Here is an 18,591-nt window from a genome sequence, read left to right as displayed (position 1 = left end):
AGGGGTTCCGCTTCAGGCGATTGTTTGGTGCCCTTCCAGTTCAGGAGAAGCTGAATTTGTTCTGCTGAAGGTTCGAAAGCGCCGTGTTCTTCAATGTCAGCGTGTCGTTGGCATGGGAGGTGATGATCACATCCTGGCCGGACTGTTGCGCATTGGACAGGAGATCCGCCCAATCCGAAAAACTCGTGCGGTCAAAGGCAATCATGTCCGCGCTGCTGCCGGAGGCCTGATAGCCCGAGATCACATCCTGGCCGAAGCCTGCATGGAAGACAAAGTTATCATTGGCCCCGAAGATTTCGAGCGCCGTATACTGACCCATGGTGATCGTATCCTGCTCACCGGTCAGGGAGAGCGAGGCTCCTGCATCCAGCGTCACGCTCGATTGACTCACCGCTGTCCAGGCGCCGGCGCCCTTCACCTCGACAATGTCGTGCAGGCCAGTGCCATCGGCGGTATCCATATCGCTTCCGGCATTGAGAACCACGCTGTTGTTATTGCCGTCGACCATCACCTGAGCGCCCTCGGCAATAGTGACGGTTCCGCCCGAAAGCACGGCATTGTTGCTGCTGCCGCCGCTGACATTCAGGATATCGCCGCTACCCGTCACCGTGACATCGGCGGAACCGGTCATGACCAGCGTCGCATTCGAGGTGGTGATGCTGGTGCCGCGCCCTTCGATGGAAATGACATTGCCGCTGCCCGAAAGGGTCAGGCTTGCCCTTGTGTCCGCCTCTATGGCCAGATCGTCGCCCGTCATCGTGACGGCGGAGTCCGTGCCGACGGTGACGCTTGCATGCGACAATGCGACTGTTTCATCCGTCCCCACAATGGTCAGGGTGTCACCGCTCTCATTGCCGTTGATGCGGTTGTGATCGCCCCACACCGCGACAGTCGCATTGGCTTTGGTAATCGTGATCGTATTGTTCTCACCGTTGATGGTGGAAAAATCGCCATCGACCTGAATGCTGGCCGTGGAGATCGAGGCGAATGTCGCATCGCCCTCAATATCCAGCCTGCCGCCAGAACCGCTGGCATCGAGCGAGGAACCATCCCCGGCAAGGGTGATGGCATCGCCATCTCCTGCCAGTGAAAGGCTGGCGGCTTGCGTGACCGTCCCGACAAGAACGGTTCCGCCCGACAGCGTGGCATTGTTGCTGTCGCCAGAGACAGTCAGCCTATCGCCACCCCCGGTGACGACGGCATCCGCCGAACCTGTCATGATGATCGTTGCATTCGAGGCCGCGGCGGTCGTGCGTCGTCCGTCGATGGAGATGGTGCTGCCGCTTCCCGAAAGGGTCAGGCTGGCATCTGTATATTCATCGATCGTCAGGCCATTGCCGACCAGGGTCAGGCTGCTGCCGGTTTCCACGACAACGCTGGCATTGGAGGTCATCACCGTATTGTTTGTGCCGAAGGCTGCGACCGTATTATCGGCACCGCTGGCGATGGAGAAGACCGCGTTTCCATAGAGCGCGATGGCGTTATCATCTCCCGTCACCGTTCCCGACGCATTCTCGCCGACGGAAATGATCCAGCCGGAAAGCGCCGCATTGACGCCCTGGCCGATAACATCGAGCTCATCGTCACTTGCCGTTCGATCGGTATCGACAAGAACCGAGCCGTTGTGGGCTGCAACCTGATCGTCATCACCGCTGAGGAGGACCGTTGCCCCATCATCGATGGAGATTGTCGTGGAGGAGGCGTCGAGCCCCGTGCCGTAACCGGAGATTTCGACCGTATTATTCCTGTCGCCGCTCCAGATCCGAAGCTCGCTGTTGCCGTGCAGGACAACGCTGTCGTTTCCTCCCGAAAGGATCAGCCCGCCACCATTATCGATGACAACGGACGCATTGGAAACCGTGGCGATATTGTTGCGCCCGCTGACCTCCAGGCGTTCATTGGCCCCGTAGGCTGCAATGGTGGCAACGGTATTTCCGATTTCATGAACGGTGTTATCGTCCCCGACGAGGGCGACCTGATTGATGCCATTGCCAAGAATGATCTGGTTGGATTGGCCTTCGACGTCGATGGCATCATCGCTTCCGGATATGCTGCGGCTCGTATTGTCATCCGACACGGTTTGCGTGGTCGCGGGCTGAAAGGTGGACCGGCTGGTGCTGGTCTGGCCGGTGGCGCTGATGGTGGTGGTGGTCGATTCCGCCACGGAACCATCGCCATTCAAATCGCTGATGGTTTCGACTTCGCTTCCATCCGCCCGCATGACGGCCTTGTCGATATGGTCGATCATGCCGCTATTGCTGCTATCCTCATAGAGGATCGTCGTCAGACCATCGGCACTGATGGTTTCGAGGCCGCGCGCCGCGATCCAGCCATCGGCACCCATGTCGCTGATCGTGGCGATCTGCGATCCGTCGATGTTCCTCGTCCAGCTTTCCTGATGCTCACTGATGCCATCGCCGTCATAGTCCGACAGCACGGTGCTGCTCATGCCCGTGGAGTCCGTTGTCTGGATGCTGCTGGCCGCAACCTTCTGGTCTTGAGCGGCAAAAGCGGAATGCCAGAGCACCGTGCCGAGATGGCTTTGATAGCGTTGCGCCACTGCATTGGCGGTGGTGGTCGTGGTCTTCGACCCGTCGGCATGCGTCACGTCCGTCACAACCTTGTCGACACTGCCATCGCCATTGACGTCGGTTGTGGTGACCGTTGTCCTTCCGTCCGCGCTCTCGCTGCGCTGAACGGTCTTGATCAGCACGGGCGTGATCGCCGATATGGCACCCGATGCTGTCGTGCCGCTCGTTGCATAAGTCTGCTCCAGCAGCCTGCTTGAGCCATCGGCATTGCTGGTCGTGGTGTCGACGATCTTCCGATCCGCCAGCCCGTCGCCGTTAAGATCCTGGCTGGTCGTCATCACCAGTCCATCTTCTGTCGTCGTGGAGACAACCCGGCTGGCCGTGGAACCATCGGCATTGTAGTTGGTCTTCACCGTCTGTATGCCGCCGTCTACGGCCTGGAGGCTATCGATCACCTGATCGACCGAGCCGTTGCCATCGGCATCGGTGCTGGTGACCACATGCCGCCCGTTCAGGGTGGTCTGGGTCGTCGTCTTGTCGAGAAGAGTGCCTGCGGAATTGCTGTCGGACACCACGACAGAGCTTGAGCCGTCCGCAAGCATCGTCACGGTCCGGTTCATGATCTTCTCAAAGACACCGTCGCCATCCTCATCGATATCAGTGATGACACCGAGACCATCCGCCTGGGTGGTGACGATGGATGCCGACAGGTCCAGTCCAGGCAGAGCCACGGAATTCGTCGTCAGCACCGTCGAACCATCGGCTTCGACCACCTTGCTTGAGGAGGATTGCTGGGCTGCGGTTCCGGAGCCGGTCGCATCCCAGGAGGTCGTCGTGGTCAGGCCATTGCCGCTGACGGTGGTTGATTTCCGGCTGGCCAAAACCCCTTGGCGGACCATGCTGACGGTCTCGGTTGTCGATCCATCACTGCCGATCGTTTTCACATCGCTCTTGCTTTCGTCATAACTGCCGGAGCCGTCGAGATCCCATTGCGTGGTGGTCGTGAGACCATTAGCGCTTGAGGTGATTTGCGTCCGATCATCGACCCGGCTGTTGTAAGCAGGATTTGCCGAACTGGCATCGCCCCCGGACAAGGTCTCGTGCTGAAGGGTGGTGACGTGGCTGCCATCGGCATTGATCACCGTGGTGGTCGTCTCAGCGTTTTCGGCCAGACCGTCGCCGTTGGCGTCATAGAGAACGGTCTTGGTCAGGCCGTCCGCACTGCCGGTTTCATAGCGCCCGTCCTGAGCGCCGAAAGACCGGTCGGACGCCATTTCAACGGCTCCATCCATGGCCATGATGGTGCCGGAGCCATCAAGGTTGACGATGCTCTCAACCGTCTGGTCAACGGTCCCGTCACCATTGATGTCACGGGTGGTGGTGATGTTTTCCTTGTCGGCGCTGGTGAGCACGATGGTGCGATTATGCAGCGAACCGTCGGCATTGGTGGTAGCAGTGGTGACGGAATTGGAGCCATTCGCGTTCAAGACGCGTGTTGTGGAACTCGAATAATCGATACTGCCATCGCCATTGTCATCCCATTGCGTCACGCTCGAAAGACCATCGGCGCTGGTCTGATCGACCGTCCTGTCGACAAGCCCACCTCCTGCCCCGAAATCCGAGAATGTCTGCGTGGTGGAACCATCGGCATTCAAGGTCTTGACGGAGGTGCTCGAACGGCTGGCCGTCTGGTCCGGCCCCAGGGTCAGGGCCGTGGATTGACGCAAGCCATCGGCACTGACGGTTTTGTTGAAGGTGGATGCGAGCTGGCCGCTCCCATCGAAAACCGCCGTGATGGACGTGCTGGAGCCATCGGCATTGACGGCCAGTGTCTGCGTCTGATGCGCCGTTGTGCTGCCATCGAGATAGATGCTGACAGAGCCCGTATTTTTCACCGAATTGCTGGTGGAGACGGTTTTCGAGACGGTGCTGTTATTCGCACTCGATGCGGTGCGCGTTTCCGTGGTCGAACCATCGGCATTGAGCACGGTGATATCCGTAACCACGCTATCGAAAGCGCCATCGCCGTTGACATCGGTGCTGGTGGTGGTGCTGAGCCCGTTGCCGCTCGTGATGGTCTGCGAGCGGCCCAGAAGATGCGAACCGTCGCCGCTGAAGCTGGAGAGGGTTTCCGTCGTGGACCCATCCGCATTCAGCACCTTGATATCGGCAGTTTCGCCATCGAAGCTGCCATTGCCGTCGCTGTCCGTTCGGGTGACGACAGACAGGCCGTTGGCGCTTGTCGTTGTCTCAGTCCTGCTGACCAGATTGGCAACAGCCGTGCCGGAGCCATAATAGGTTGCGGCCGTCGTGACCGTCGAGCCATCGCTTTCCAGCACCGCTTGCGAAACGGATGTCGCATCGATGACCCCGTCCCCATTGGCATCCCGGGCGGTAGTCACCGTCAGCCCGTCCGCGCTCGTGGTCGTCACCGAGCGCGACAACAGAACCGACCCGTCGGGGCTGTAATCCGATACCGTCTGGACTTGCGATCCATCGGCGTGAATATCCGTCTCGCTGACCGCCGTTGGAGACGGGCGGTTGTCGGTAAAGGTCGAAACGGTGGTCGTGCGTTTGTCTTCGCTTACCAAGGTAACAGTCCGGCTGACCTGAACCTGATCGGTTCCAACCAATGTCGTCACCGTTTCCGTCGAGGAGCCGTCGGCATTGATCGCCTTGACATCGGTTGTTGTGTAATCCGGGCTTGTCTGGCCATCCAGGTATTTCTGAGTGGTGACAGAGTGGCCATTGGCACTGGTGATCGTTACCGTCCTGCCGGTCTCGACCGCATTGGCGCCGCTTTTCGTGATCACCGTCACGGTCGAAGAGCCGTCGCTGTTCAGAACGGTTGCCGTGGATTGCGCGGAATCGAAGCTGCCATCGCCATTGCTGTCGATCTCAGTTGTCTTGGTCAGACCATCGGCGCTCGTCACCGAGAGCGTCTTCGACACCAGAACCGATCCGTTGGGCGTATAATTCGAAACGGTTTCGGTGGAACTGCCGTCGCTGGCAGTGGTGGTGACATCGATCCGGTCGAAATGCCCATCGCCGTCGCGGTCGGTCTCCGCCGTCTTGGTCTTGCCGTCCGCACTCCAGGACGAGACCTGCTCCTGCCGCAGACTGCCATCGGCATTGCTTGTTATGGTCGTATCGGAGCCCGAACCGTCACTGTTTTGCACCACGGTTTCGGCTGTCACGATATCGAAGCTGCCATTGCCATCGAGATCGACCCTGGTGGTCTTGTTGATACCATTGCCGCTGAGGTCCGTTTCCGTCCGATCCCGCAGCGAGCCATCGCCATTGAGGTCGCTCTGGGTTGTCGTCGTGCTGCCATCGGCATTGAAGACGATCGCACTGGTGGAGACGATGTCCGTCGATCCATTGCCGTCGAGATCGCTGCTGATGGTCTTGCTGTCACCATTGGCGCTGGTAACCGTTATGGACTTGCCGACGATATTGGCTGCAGCCGTCCCGCTCCCGGCATAAAGAATGTCCGTTTCGGTCCGCGTCCCATCCGATGCACTCGTGGTGACATCGGTCTCGGCCGAATTGATCTGGCCGCTACCGGTTTTTTCAACTTCCACCGTTTTGCTCAGGCCATCGGCGCTGGTGGACACGATGGTGCGGTCCCGCAGGGAGCCATCGGCGTTCATATCGCTGGCCGTCGTGGTCTCGGAGCCGTCCGTGCCGAAGGTGACGGTTTCGACCTCGTCAAAGAAGCCCCATCCGTTGGTATCGCTCAAAATGGTCCGTGTCTTGCCATCGGCTGCGGTGATGAACTGAAGTTCACCCGTCAATCGGGTGCCGCTGCTGTCATAATTGCGAATGGTTTCCGTCAGCGAACCATCGGCATTGGTGGTTTTCGTATCCGTCTGGGTGCGATTGAAGACACCGTCGCCATTATCGTCGAATTTCCGGGTGATGGTCTTTCCATCGCTGCTATAGGTAGAGAGCGTCTCGCTGGCCAGCGTTCCATTCGCATTGAAGGATTTGCTGTCGAGCGTCACCGTACCATCGGCATTCTTGGTGCGGGTCTGCTTTACCAGGTAACCATTCGGGTCATAGGAGAAAACCGTATCAGCCGCCGTGCCCGTGGTGCCATCGCTTTTCGTAAAGGTCGTTTCTCCGGATATTCCCGAGCCGTCCGGAAGGACCGTCTCCTGATGGTTGCTGGTCAGATCGATCGAGGTAATCCCAAGCTCGGCCAGCGTCTTCAGCGTGGTCGAGCCGTCGGCATTGGTGACCATCACCTTGAAATCGGTCCAGTCGGCATCGCCGGCATCGAGCTTGCCGTTGTGATTGGTATCGAACACATCCCGCAGAGCCTGCATGTCGGAGGTCGCGGTGGGATCCCAGGCGGTAAACTGCACCTGATCCTGCTGGGTAATCTTGCCCGAACCATTCAGGTCGAGCACCAGCACGCCATCGCCCGCACCCGCCCAAGCGGTTCTGTGCTGCTTGCCATCGCCCGCCATGTCGAAATACTTGTCCGACGCGCCGAGCGCCGTGATCTGGATACCATTGCCATCGAGATCCAGAACGATCGGCGAACCACCCGATCCACCCCCGGAACCCCCGCCAGATCCCCCGGACCCACCGCTGCCGCCACCCGAGCTGCCCGTATTGCCACCGCCGGTGCTGCCCGTGCTACCGGTTCCACCACCACCGGTGCTCCCTGTGCCGCCGGTGCTCCCACCCGTGCTGCCGGTACTGCCTGTACCGCCGCCACCCGTAGCACCCGTGCTTCCGGTTCCACCACCGCCCGTACTGCCTGTGCTTCCGCCGCCGGTCCCACCGGTACTGCCCCCCGTACCGCCGCCAGTCCCACCAGTGCTGCCCGTACCGCCGCCGCCGGAGCTTCCTGTGCTACCGCTGCTGCCGGTATTGCCGCCTACGGAACTGCCATCATATGAACCGCCAGCATAGGATCCTCCACCGTAGACGCCGGAAGAGCCGAAACCCGTCTGCCCAAAGGCGGTCGATGCCCCGCCGTAGACGTTATTGTTGTTAGCACCCTGGTAACCGCCTGTCGTCGAGCCGTCCGGAGATGTTCCATAGGTTCCGCTGCCGGTTGGACCTCCGGCGGGCACTCCGTCCAGCCAACCGGAGAAGGAGAAAGGATCGACGGAACTTTCGAGCTGCACACCAGGGCCAGGCCCCATCTCGGATGGAGTATTGTAGGGATCCGTACCGTAGCCAGTATAGCCCTGAGTGGCCATGCCCGGGCCGGGGCCGGACTCCGCTGGTGTGTCATACGGATCGGTATCGATACCTGTATAGCCGCTGGGCTGCATGCCTGGCCCTGGGCCGTCTTCTGCCGGGGTATCATAAAGATCAGTACCGGAGCCTTGATAACCTTGAACGTCCATGCCGGGGCCAGGCCCACGTTCTGCAGGTGTGGCATACCCTGTATCCGAGCCCGCATATCCTGAATAAACGACACCGTACTCGGGATCGGTCCTGCGATAAGGACTCGGATCGCCAATATCAGCGTCATAAGCCGTCCAATTGCGTTCCAGGAAAATATCTGGATGCGTAAATAAATACTCCGCACCTTTTTGAAATCCGTACCCTCCAAGGGTAGATCCTAATACAACTCCTGCAGAAGCCCCAACTGGACCGAATATAGATAGGACGAAACCACCAGCAACTCCTCCGACAATGCCACCTAACTGACCGCTAACATCGCCAAAAACATCTTCTTTTATTTTATCTAATTTTTTATCGTCAGAAATATTTTTATTATTAATATCTGAAATAATCCCAACGGCATTCACAGTCCAACCCAAAGCATTACCATAGCCTGAAGATATATTTTTATATCCCTGCTCTGATAGTATTTGTGATGTTAGGTTTATGGTGAAGTTAAAAATCGCATTAATTTCGTCTGAAATTCCGCTAGGCGAACGAGAAGAATTGCTGCTTTCTCGTGATGCATTATTCGGTCCCATTGCCGCGATCCTCTCCGCGAATAATTGCCGTCAAGATAGCATTTAAAGTCGTAATCAAGACAAAATAAAAAAAAGAAAAATACAAACACGAAACAAATGGCGCCCATTGTGATTTCATTATTACTTTTACAAAGTAATTAGGGACTTCATCGTAATTTACGTTAAAATACAAATTTATATAAGCCACAAAGTAAATAAAAAAGACCGACAAAAACATTTTTAAAAATACAATAGAATCTATTTTTTTACGATAAAAAAAATTGTATTTTTTGTATTTTATAGACAAAATACAAAAAATAAAAAATAAAAAGACCATTATTGCCGTCAGAAATAAAGATATATCTGTTGCCAACTGGAACCTGTAGCCATATCCGACAGAAACTGATTCCATATAAGCTAAGCTATTAATTCGACTATAACCAATTATATAGTTAAAAAATTTCAAGTAATAAATATTCCTAATTAAATACAATGGAGAAATAATGCAAAATAATCCGATTATCGACTCTAAAAATATATTTGCGGCCATTAAAATAGAAAATATATTCAATTTTTCCATTTTTTGTTGATGGATTTTCCCAATTTCACTCATTTTTATCCAGGTTTCCTCCCATGATTAACAGGCGCACTAGACAAAGGGGCGTAAATATTGGCAATATCAAGCCCTGGATTTAAGTATCAAGCAGAATGAGACCTTGCGCTACCTTCCATAGTCACACCCGCAGTTGGCGCCAGATAGTTCATTCTCTGCATCATGGGTGCATGCTCCCTCAGCACCATTTGCACCTGGGCGGCAGAGAGAGCTTGTTGCCATTGTCCTGCCCGTCCCTCCCGGAAAAAACGCTCGGCGTGCTTGGGCTTTTCCTTGAAACCATGCTCGCTCTCCTGTCTTGTCAGTTCGGAGAAGGAAGATTTCTCCACGGCCCTTTGCAGTTGCGGGCCTGTGGGGCGCAAGCCGAGAAAACTGGCAAGCCCGCCGAAGATGCGCACCGGGTTTGCCAGCATGTCTTCGTAACGCATGATATAGACGGGCCGGGATGAGATCCCCATCCAGCTCGCCACATGCTGGCTCCAGCTTCCCAGCAATTCGCCGACATGTTTCTCCGTCGGTATCGTGCGAAATCCGGGGCGCGCCATGTCGGCGATGATGGCATCTACAGGGCGTGCGCAATGGTGGGCATAGGAAATCGCCACATCCAGGGGATTGCGGACGATATAGATGGCAGCCAGTGTGACGGACAGGTTGATGGTTGGCACGCCATGATCCGTTCCGAAGCAAAGATGCGTCTTGGTGAGCGAAAGGCCGGTCTGTTGCCGGGAAATCAGCGCCTGCACCTCAGGCCGGGCCCTGGCCAAGTCCGCAGGGCTTGCGGTCTGCGGGGATTTGCCCAGAACCTGACTATAGTGGGGATAGCTGTGCTCCCAGATGGCATAGCGGCCAAGATCGTTGATGTTCTGGGTGCCTTCGGTTTCTCCCCGCAATTCCCGCAGGAGGTTGTGAACGAAGATCCGCACCCAGGTATTCCCGGATTTCGGATAGGAAGCGATCCAGATGATATTCTGCTGGGGTGGCTGTGCAACAGTCCGTCGTTTGTGGCCAACCATGCCGGTCTCAGCCTTTACCGGCGCCTGCTCCAGCAGATCCGCATCGCAGGGATCGGGCGCAGGCACGTCAAGCGTCAACGACTCATCGCGCATATTCACAATACTCCTCCCACGAGAGCTGTAAAAACGCTGTTTCTGAAAGATAGACAAAGGCCGACAGCACGGTGATCAACCACCACGCTCAATGCGTCGGAGCATCAAAAGCCCGGGACGCGTTCATGACTGCAGAGAGGATGTATCAGCGTGAAGTACAATTTGTGGATGCTGCAACACCAGCAGAATGAATATCCGCTGTTACATGAGCATGCAAATAGATGGTCACGTTTTACTTGATCGCGCAATATGCCAGATCGGGCGCCGAAAACACAAATTTGTGTTCATTACACATCACGCTTATTTAGAAAATAAATAAGTAAAATATCGGTATATATTTCAAAGAAATACAAGTGGCACCCCTTTTCTTTTAGGGAGCAAAAGAAAAGCGTCAAGGGCGTGTTTCAAAAAGAAAAGGTAAGAGCGCCCATTTTATACCAAGGCTCGAAGATGCTAACGCATCCTCGCCTTGAAAGAATTTCGAATATCTCAAATGCATCAGGGGCTTGAGATATTCGAAAAGGGGAATACGAAGAGTCATTTTCAATGACTCTTCGTATTATTCAATCAGATCGGCGCTCAAATTGCGTCAGGCAATTTCGAAAGCGGCTCTCACCAGCTTGCGGGTGTAGTCGGTTTGCGGGTTGGAAAGCACGTCCGAGACGGAGCCTTCCTCGACAATCCGGCCATGCTGCATGACAATGACGCGGTGGCAGAGTGCACGCACCACTTTGAGGTCATGGGAAATGAAGAGGTAGCTCAGGCCGCGCTCGTCCTGCAGCTTGCGCAAAAGCTCGATGATTTGCGCCTGCACGGAGAGGTCCAGCGCCGAGGTAGGTTCATCCAGCAGGATGAATTCCGGCTCCAGCGCAATTGCCCGGGCAATGGCGATGCGTTGCCGCTGGCCACCGGAAAACTCGTGCGGAAAGCGCGACAGGATATCGACCGGCATGCCGGCGGCATGCAGCGCGTCCTGAACCCGCTCCACCCGCTCGGCACGGCTTTGACCGATTGCGTTGACGATCAGCCCCTCCTCAATGATCTGGCCGATGGTCATGCGTGGGTTGAGCGAGGCAAACGGGTCCTGAAAGACGATCTGCATGCGGGCGCGCAAGGGGCGCATTTGCTTGCGCGTGCGGCCATCGACCCTTTCTCCGTCGAACAGGATTTCGGCGGCGACCGGCTCATTCAACCGCAGCAGCGATTGGCCGAAGGTGGTCTTGCCGGAGCCGGATTCGCCGACAATGCCCAAGGTTTCGTGCCGCCGGAGCGTCAGACCAAGACTGTCAACGGCCACCAGTTCACGCAGGTCCGGCTTGAAGAAGCCGCCATGCTGCATCATGAAGGAGACCTTGACGCCGCGCGCAGTCAGGAGCGGCCCGGCCTGTTCGGGCAAAGGCGAGGCACTGCCCTGCGGCTCCGAGGCAAGCAGCTTTTTCGTATAGGGATGTTGCGGTCTGGCGAAAAGCGCTTCGGTGGTATTGTGTTCGCGCATCTCGCCATGCTGCATGACATAGACATAGTCAGAAAATTTCCGCACGATGGTCAGGTCATGGGTGATCAGCACTACAGCCATGCCCCGGGCCTGCTGCAGGTTGCGGATCAATTGCAATATCTGGGCCTGCACCGTCACGTCGAGCGCCGTCGTCGGTTCATCGGCGATCAGCACATCGGGGTCGTTGGAGAGCGCCATGGCGATCATCACGCGCTGGCGCTGCCCGCCGGACAGTTGATGAGGATATTGCTTCAGCCGCGCCTCCGGCTCCGGGATCTGCACCTGCCGCAACAGATCCAGCGCCCGCGCCTCAGCCTGCGCCTTACTCATGCGGGCATGAACACGGATCGCTTCCACGATCTGGCTGCCGATGGTGTAGAGCGGGTTGAGCGAACTCATCGGCTCCTGAAAGATCATCGAAATGCGGTTGCCGCGCAGAGCGCGGCGGGCGCGGGATGAAAATGCCAGAATATTCTGGCCATTGAAGGCGATGCTGGTCTTGGGCGAGATCGTGGCGCGTTTCGTGAGAAGCCCCATGACCGTGCGCGCCGTGACTGACTTGCCGGAGCCGGATTCACCGACAATGGCAATGGTTTCGCCCGGATAGAGCTGGAAGGAAATGTCCTTCACCGCCTCGACATGGCCATGCTCCACCCTGAAGCTCACCGCCACTTGCCGGGCATCGAGAATGGGCGAGCCGGTCTTATCCGCCATATCCAGCCGGGTTTCGGGGGCAAAGCTGCTTTGTCGTGCCAGAACCATCAAAGCCTCTCCTTTGGTTTTTACGCATTTCCGAACGGAAAACCGCCCTACACTTTTCTCAGGACAATGCTCTAATAAGGATCGATCGCATCGCGCAGACCATCGCCAAGCGCATTGAAAGCGAAGACGGCAATGAGCACGAAGGCAACGGGTGAGAGAATCCACGGATAGGAGCCGATCACCGAATAGGTAGCGGTATCCTGCAACATCACGCCCCAGGAGATCAGCGGCGGCTTTACTGCAAAGCCTAGGAATCCGAGGAAGGATTCCAACAGGATGACCGTCGGGATATGCAGGGTGACGGCAACGATCACATGGCTCATCACATTCGGAAGGATATGCTGGAAGATGATCCGGCGGTCCGTCGCGCCAACCGCAATAGCTGCCCGCACATACTCTATCCGCGCCAGCGCCAGCGTCTTGCCCCGCACCTCCCGTGACATCTGCGCCCAGCCCAGTGCCGACATCACAACGACCACGAAGGTCAGGAACACATGAGTGGGAGCGGTGACGGGGATCAGCGAGGTGAGCGCCAGATAGAGCGGCAATTGCGGAAATGCCAGCACGATTTCAACAAAGCGCTGGATCCAGGCATCGGCTGCGCCACCGAAATAGCCGGAGACAAGCCCGACGCTGGTGCCGACAATCGTCACGATGGCGACCACGCTCAGCGCAATTGCCAGCGAAATCCGAGATCCATGGATGGCGCGCGAGAGAATGTCGCGGCCAAACTTGTCCGTTCCGAGGAAATGCACGGGATCGCCATCCAGCGAGCCGAAGACGTGGCGATCGGTGGGCAGGAGACCGAACAGACGGTACTCCGCGCCCTTGACGAAAAAGCCCAGCAATCGTGGATGATCGAGATCCGGCCCCATAACGGGTTGAAAGGTTATCGGATCGAGCGCACCGGTTTCAGCATTGGCATAGACACGCGGTCGCCAGGTGAAGCTGCCGTCCTTCTCGCGAAAGCTGATCGTCTGCGGCGGTGAAAAGCTTTCATGGGTTTCGAGCGGATCCATCGGCGCGAAAAATTCGGCAAACACCGCCATCAGCACCAGCAAGGCCACGAGGAGGAGCCCCATCATGCCGGTAAAGGAGCGGCGGAAGCGCCGCCATACCAGAGCCGCATAGCTTTCATTGCGGTGGGCGGCGCGTTGGCGGGTGTCTGTCACGGCTTCGGTCTTGATCTCGTCCATGGCCAGCATCTCACGCCCTCCCGAATTGGCGGACACGCGGGTCGAGCAGGGCCAGCAGCATGTCGGCGATGATATTGCCGACCACCAGCGTTGCCGCGAGCACCATCATGAAGGTCGCGGTGACATAGACATCCCCCACCGCCATGGAGCCGACAATGGCAGGCCCCACCGTCGGCAAGGCGAAGATGATCGCGGTTTCGATCTCGCCGCTCAGCATGTAAGGCAGCACCACGCCCTGATACATCACCAGCGGATGCAGCGCATTCGGCACCGCATGGCGCAGGATCACCGTGCTTTCCGGCAGGCCTTTGGCCCGCGCTGTCTCGATATATTGCGCGTTCAGCGTATCGAGCAGATTGCCGCGCATCACCCGCATATTATAGGCAAGCCCGCCAAAGACCGCGATGGCGACCACCGGCCAGACATGGCTGACAAGATCGACGAACTTCGCAAAGGACCAGGGCGCACCGCCATATTGCGGCGAGTAGAAACTGCCGATTTCCGACACATCGAAATGAAAGACCATCAGATAGACCAGCACCAGCGCCATCAGAAAGCGCGGCACGGTCATGCCCAGGAAGGAAACCGCGGACAGAAGATTATCGATCCAGGAATATTGCCGCGTGGCCGCCCAGATGCCGAAGGTGATCCCCAGCAAAGATGCAAGGATATGGCACACCAGCGCAAGCGCAAGCGTGCGTGGCAAGCGCTCTCCCACCACGTCGGCCACCGGCTTGTTGTAATAAAAGCTGTAGCCAAAATCACCGCGCGTCACGATGCCGGTGATCCAGTTCACATACTGCACGACCATGGGCTGATCGAGCCCGTGCTCTACCCGATAGGCCTGAGCCTGGGCTTCCGCCTGTTCGAAGGAAGCACCGCCCTGGTTCATCAGTTGCGAGCGGATGTAATCGGCATAATCGCCGGGCGGTGCCTGGATAATGGCAAAGGTGACGATGCTCAGGATCAGCAGCACCGGCACCGCCGAGGCAATCCGCGTCAGGAGAAATCGCAGCATGACCTTCCCTCTGCCTTCATTCAAGAGCCGACGGATGCGGCCCTCCCGGGTTCACTCCGGCCGCGCACCACGCGCGGCCGGTCTTTTTCTCAGGGAGGAACTCTTGTTCTGTGCTTTTCGTATTTCCGGACGGACATACTTTATTCTATCGGGCCTCGGTCACCCGGCTTTCCGGGCAGTTGCTGGGGAAACAGTTCGTATTTGCCCTGTTTGTCGGCAGCCACCCAGACCCGTTCCCGCATGATGGCGTCTTCGGCCCAGTTGAACATGTAGATGGGCGTGCCCGGCGGAATGTTGGAAAAGCGCTTGTTGATGATCAATGCGCCCGGATATTCCGTGAGCCCCACCGTGTAGAGGTTCTCCGTGGAAATCTTCTGATATTGCTTCATCAGATCCACGCGCTCGGCATTGTCCTGCGAATTGATGAAACGGTTCACCAGATCCGCCATCTGCTGCTCGAAGGGCATGATGTCGAGCGTCTTGCCCTCCGGGGCGCGGTGATTCCAGCTGGTGCGGGGACCGACAGGGGCCAGTTGCTCGGTATTCTGGACGACGGAGGAAAGTTCCGAACTGTTGCGCCGCACGGCCCAGTCAAACCGCCCGCCATAATGGGCGGCGTCACGCTGGTTGGAATCGACCGCGTTGATGACGACCCGGATACCCAGCTTCGCCATCTGCCCCACCAGCCCTTCCGCCAGGCTCTTGTCCGTGGTGTAGCCATTGTTGACGAGAAGCACGATCTCGACATTCTTGCCCCCGGCGGTACCTTTCGGGAAATTGACGAAACCATCATTGTCGGTGTCGACCAGCCCGAGTTTTTTCAGTGCCGCCTTGGCCGCCTCCAGGTTATAGGGATAATAGACGGTGGAGTTGCGGTCGTAGAAACTGGTACCGGAGGAAAGGCCGCCGGGATAAATCGCCGTGAACGGCCCCTTCACCAGACTGTCGCCGATGGCCTTGCGGTCTATGGCGGATGTGATCGCCTGACGGAATTCAAGATTGCGGTTCAAGTCCCGCACCGCCTGTTCCCGTTCGTCCGGGGAGCCCCAGCCATTGGCGGAGAAATTCATCAACAGGCTATAACCGATCAGTCGCGGTCCGAAGGCCAGACGCGCCGGCGCGCTGGGCTCGGCGGCCCGTTTCAGCGAGGCCACGAAGTTTTCCGGCTGCTCCAGATTGGAAATGTCGCCGGAGCCTGCTACGGCCTGCACGTCGCGATCCGCCCAGGTGGAAAGCTTGTAATGCACTTCATCCAGATAGGGTAATTGCTGCCCCTTCTCATCGACTTTCCAGTAATAGGGATTGCGGCGCATGACGATGATGTCATCCGGCCGATAGGCCACCGGGACCCAGGCGCCCATCACCGGCATGTTCATATATTCCGGCGGAAAGGCGTTCCGGAACTGCTCATAGGTGTTCTTGGAATATTTAGGATGCTTCGGCTTCAGGATATGGGCCGGTCCGGGGCAGAAATTCGGATAGGCCATGGTGTAAAGATACTGCTTGGGAAAGGCCGCCTTGAACGTCCACTCCACCGTGTAATCATCGATTTTCCTGAGTGTCGTCCCTTCGCCGAAGGCTTCCGGCGAAGCACCGCCGCCGAGCGGCGAGACATTCGGATCGATGACGCCATCCTCCCAGTAGAACATCACATCATCGGCGGTAAAAGGAACGCCGTCGGACCATTTCGCACCCTTGACCAGATGCATGGTCAGCTTGTGCCCGTCCGCAGACCAATCCCAGCCCTTGGCGAGGTTGGGCAAGGGTTCGGTATCCTTGGCGTCGACCTGGAACAGGGGCGCCGTGCGCGTCAGGCATTCCGAAAGAGCGATGTCGATGCCGCCCCAGCCCTGGCTCTGGCCGGCCATATAATTCCAGCCCTCCGGCCGGCCACCGATGACGTGGCGCATCGTATCGCCGTAAACACCGGCACCGTCCGGCATGTTGGCGATCTTGTAGACAAGCGGCTCCTCGGGCAGGCGCTCCTTCAATGGCGGCAGCTTGCCGGTCTTCTCGAATTTATCCGCCACCCAGGCCGGTTCGCTGTAGGATGGCAAGGCCTTGAATTCCAGAATGGAATCGCGTGCCACATAGGTGATCTTGCCTTGGGCGGGAAAGGGCGGCGGCTCTGGTGGCGGACTGGTATCGAAGGCCTGGGCCTGCAAGGCGAAAGCCGAAACGCCAAGGCTGAGCGCGGCGATCCAATTGATCTTTCCGTGATAGTGCATCCTGTCCTTCCTCCCAATCGGTTTTGTTTTTTAAGAATTTTCGGTCGGAAAGCCGCGGTGCGCTTTGTCGGAACGATGCTCCGGGCACACCGCTCGTCCTTCCGAAAAGATCTGCCGAACTCCTCCTTCCGCAGATCCCGAGAGCCTCCGGCGTCAGCCTGTGCTTACCCGATAGGCTGCCGGTCCCTCAGCCGGCAGCCTTCATCCCGGCCTTTTCGGCACGCAGTTCCTCAATGCTGCGCACCTGCCGCCTGGCAGCGCCTGCCCAGTCACGAGTCTTGACCTTGGCCTGCTTGAGACGGTCGCGGGCAGCCGGGATCGCGTCGGCATATTGCGGCAGCCAGCGCGCCTGTGCCACCACCATCTCGTCGACCATTTGCCACACCTCCTCAGGCGTGGCGACCGCGCCAACCAGCGGATCATGCAGGACGGCAAGTTTCAAAAGGTCGATATCGCCCGCAATCGCGGCGTGGACCGCCATGCGCTGCACGTTGATCGAGGCCATGCATGTCGCGGCACAGGCTTCCGGCAGGGTGATGCCGGAGACCATATTGATGCCGAAACGATCGACGAAACCGGGTGACTCGATGATCGCATCCGCGGGAAGATTGGTAATCACCCCGCTATTCCTGACATTGAAATGTCCGCGATAAATCCGCCCGGTCTCCAGCGCTTCCAGAATATGACTGGCATGCTCGTTGGAGCGGCGCGCCGGATCGATGGGCTGTTTCGCCTGCTCCAGAAACTGCGGAAACTCGGTCTCGAACCAGTTGCGGGTTTCCGTGGAGTGGCGCAGATAGCCGCCGGTCTCGCCATGAATCCAGTCCGACATGTCGATCCAGCGGATGATCTCGTCGGGACGCTTGCGATACCAGGGCAGATATTCCGAAAGATGGCCGTTGCTTTCGGTGGAGTAGACCCCGAAACGCTTCAGCACATCGATGCGCAGCTTTTCCTGTTGCGAATAGACGGGATGCGCCTCGAAGGCCGCAATAAGTTCATCCTTGCCGATCTTGCGGCCATTCAGCCGCAGATCGATGAACCAGGTCTGGTGGTTGATGCCTGAGCAGACATAATCCAGTTCCTTCACCGAGGAGGCTCCCAGCACCTCGGCAATCTGTTCCGCCCCATGCTGGACACCGTGGCAGAGGCCGATCGTATCGACCTTGCCATATTCAATGGCCGCCCAGGTGTTCATGGCCATGGGATTGGCATAGTTCAGGAATTTTGCACCCGGGGCGGCAACCTCGCGGATATCACGGCAAAAATCGAGGATCACCGGGATATTGCGCTGGCCGTAGAGAATGCCGCCTGCGCAAATCGTATCGCCGACGCATTGGTCGATCCCGTATCGCAGCGGAATGGCGATATCGTCCCGATAGGCTTCGAGACCCCCCACCCGCACGCAGCTGATGATGTAACGTGCCCCTTCAATGGCCCGGCGACGGTCCGTCGTCGCCGTCACCCGGGCCGGCAGATTGTTGGCCTTCACGATCTGCTCGAGGATCTCCCGGATCATGCCGAGATTATGCTCGCTGATGTCGGTCAGGGCGAATTCCACGTCCTGAAACTCCGGCACGCACAGGATGTCCGTAAACAGCTTCTTCGTGAAGCCGACACTTCCCGCGCCGATAATAGCGATTTTGAAACTCATCAGTCCCATCCTCCTCGCAAATTTCAAGCTGAATGAACGCGCGCCTCACCACCGCTTC

Annotated in this window: 7 protein-coding genes; all 7 read right to left on the bottom strand. The window is 57.6% G+C overall.

What is annotated here, in order from left to right:
- Positions 1-40 precede the first annotated feature (40 nt).
- The 7 genes from QO005_RS09735 to QO005_RS09705 all read right to left on the bottom strand — a co-directional run bounded on the left by QO005_RS09735 (position 41) and on the right by QO005_RS09705 (position 18,533).
- A complete protein-coding gene (locus QO005_RS09735) occupies positions 41-7,825 on the bottom strand; it encodes a beta strand repeat-containing protein (RefSeq protein WP_307157822.1) in 7,785 nt (2,594 codons plus the stop codon).
- 1,335 nt (positions 7,826-9,160) lie between these two features.
- Entirely contained in the window at positions 9,161-10,180 is a 1,020-nt protein-coding gene (locus QO005_RS09730; RefSeq protein ID WP_307157821.1) for a sulfotransferase domain-containing protein, read from the bottom strand.
- A 589-nt stretch (positions 10,181-10,769) separates the two neighbouring features.
- Entirely contained in the window at positions 10,770-12,389 is a 1,620-nt protein-coding gene (locus tag QO005_RS09725) for an ABC transporter ATP-binding protein (RefSeq protein WP_370878048.1), read from the bottom strand.
- A gap of 119 nt (positions 12,390-12,508) precedes the next feature.
- A complete protein-coding gene (locus tag QO005_RS09720; RefSeq protein WP_370878040.1) occupies positions 12,509-13,642 on the bottom strand; it encodes an ABC transporter permease in 1,134 nt (377 codons plus the stop codon).
- Between the two features lies 1 nt (position 13,643).
- Positions 13,644-14,651 (bottom strand): ABC transporter permease, encoded by a 1,008-nt coding sequence (locus QO005_RS09715; RefSeq protein WP_307157819.1) that lies wholly within the window; start codon positions 14,649-14,651, stop codon positions 13,644-13,646.
- Positions 14,652-14,791: 140 nt separating this feature from the next.
- The gene (locus tag QO005_RS09710; RefSeq protein ID WP_307157818.1) at positions 14,792-16,879 is read right to left on the bottom strand and encodes an ABC transporter substrate-binding protein; all 2,088 of its coding nucleotides are present in this window, start codon (positions 16,877-16,879) and stop codon (positions 14,792-14,794) included.
- Positions 16,880-17,066: 187 nt separating this feature from the next.
- The gene (locus QO005_RS09705) at positions 17,067-18,533 is read right to left on the bottom strand and encodes an alpha-glucosidase/alpha-galactosidase (RefSeq protein ID WP_307157817.1); all 1,467 of its coding nucleotides are present in this window, start codon (positions 18,531-18,533) and stop codon (positions 17,067-17,069) included.
- Positions 18,534-18,591: the final 58 nt, after the last annotated feature.

The organism is Allorhizobium paknamense (assembly GCF_030815125.1).
GTDB classification, from domain to species: domain Bacteria; phylum Pseudomonadota; class Alphaproteobacteria; order Rhizobiales; family Rhizobiaceae; genus Allorhizobium; species Allorhizobium paknamense.
The sequence above is the reverse complement of the archived record's forward strand: the minus strand, read 5'-3'. Positions and strand labels throughout refer to the sequence as shown.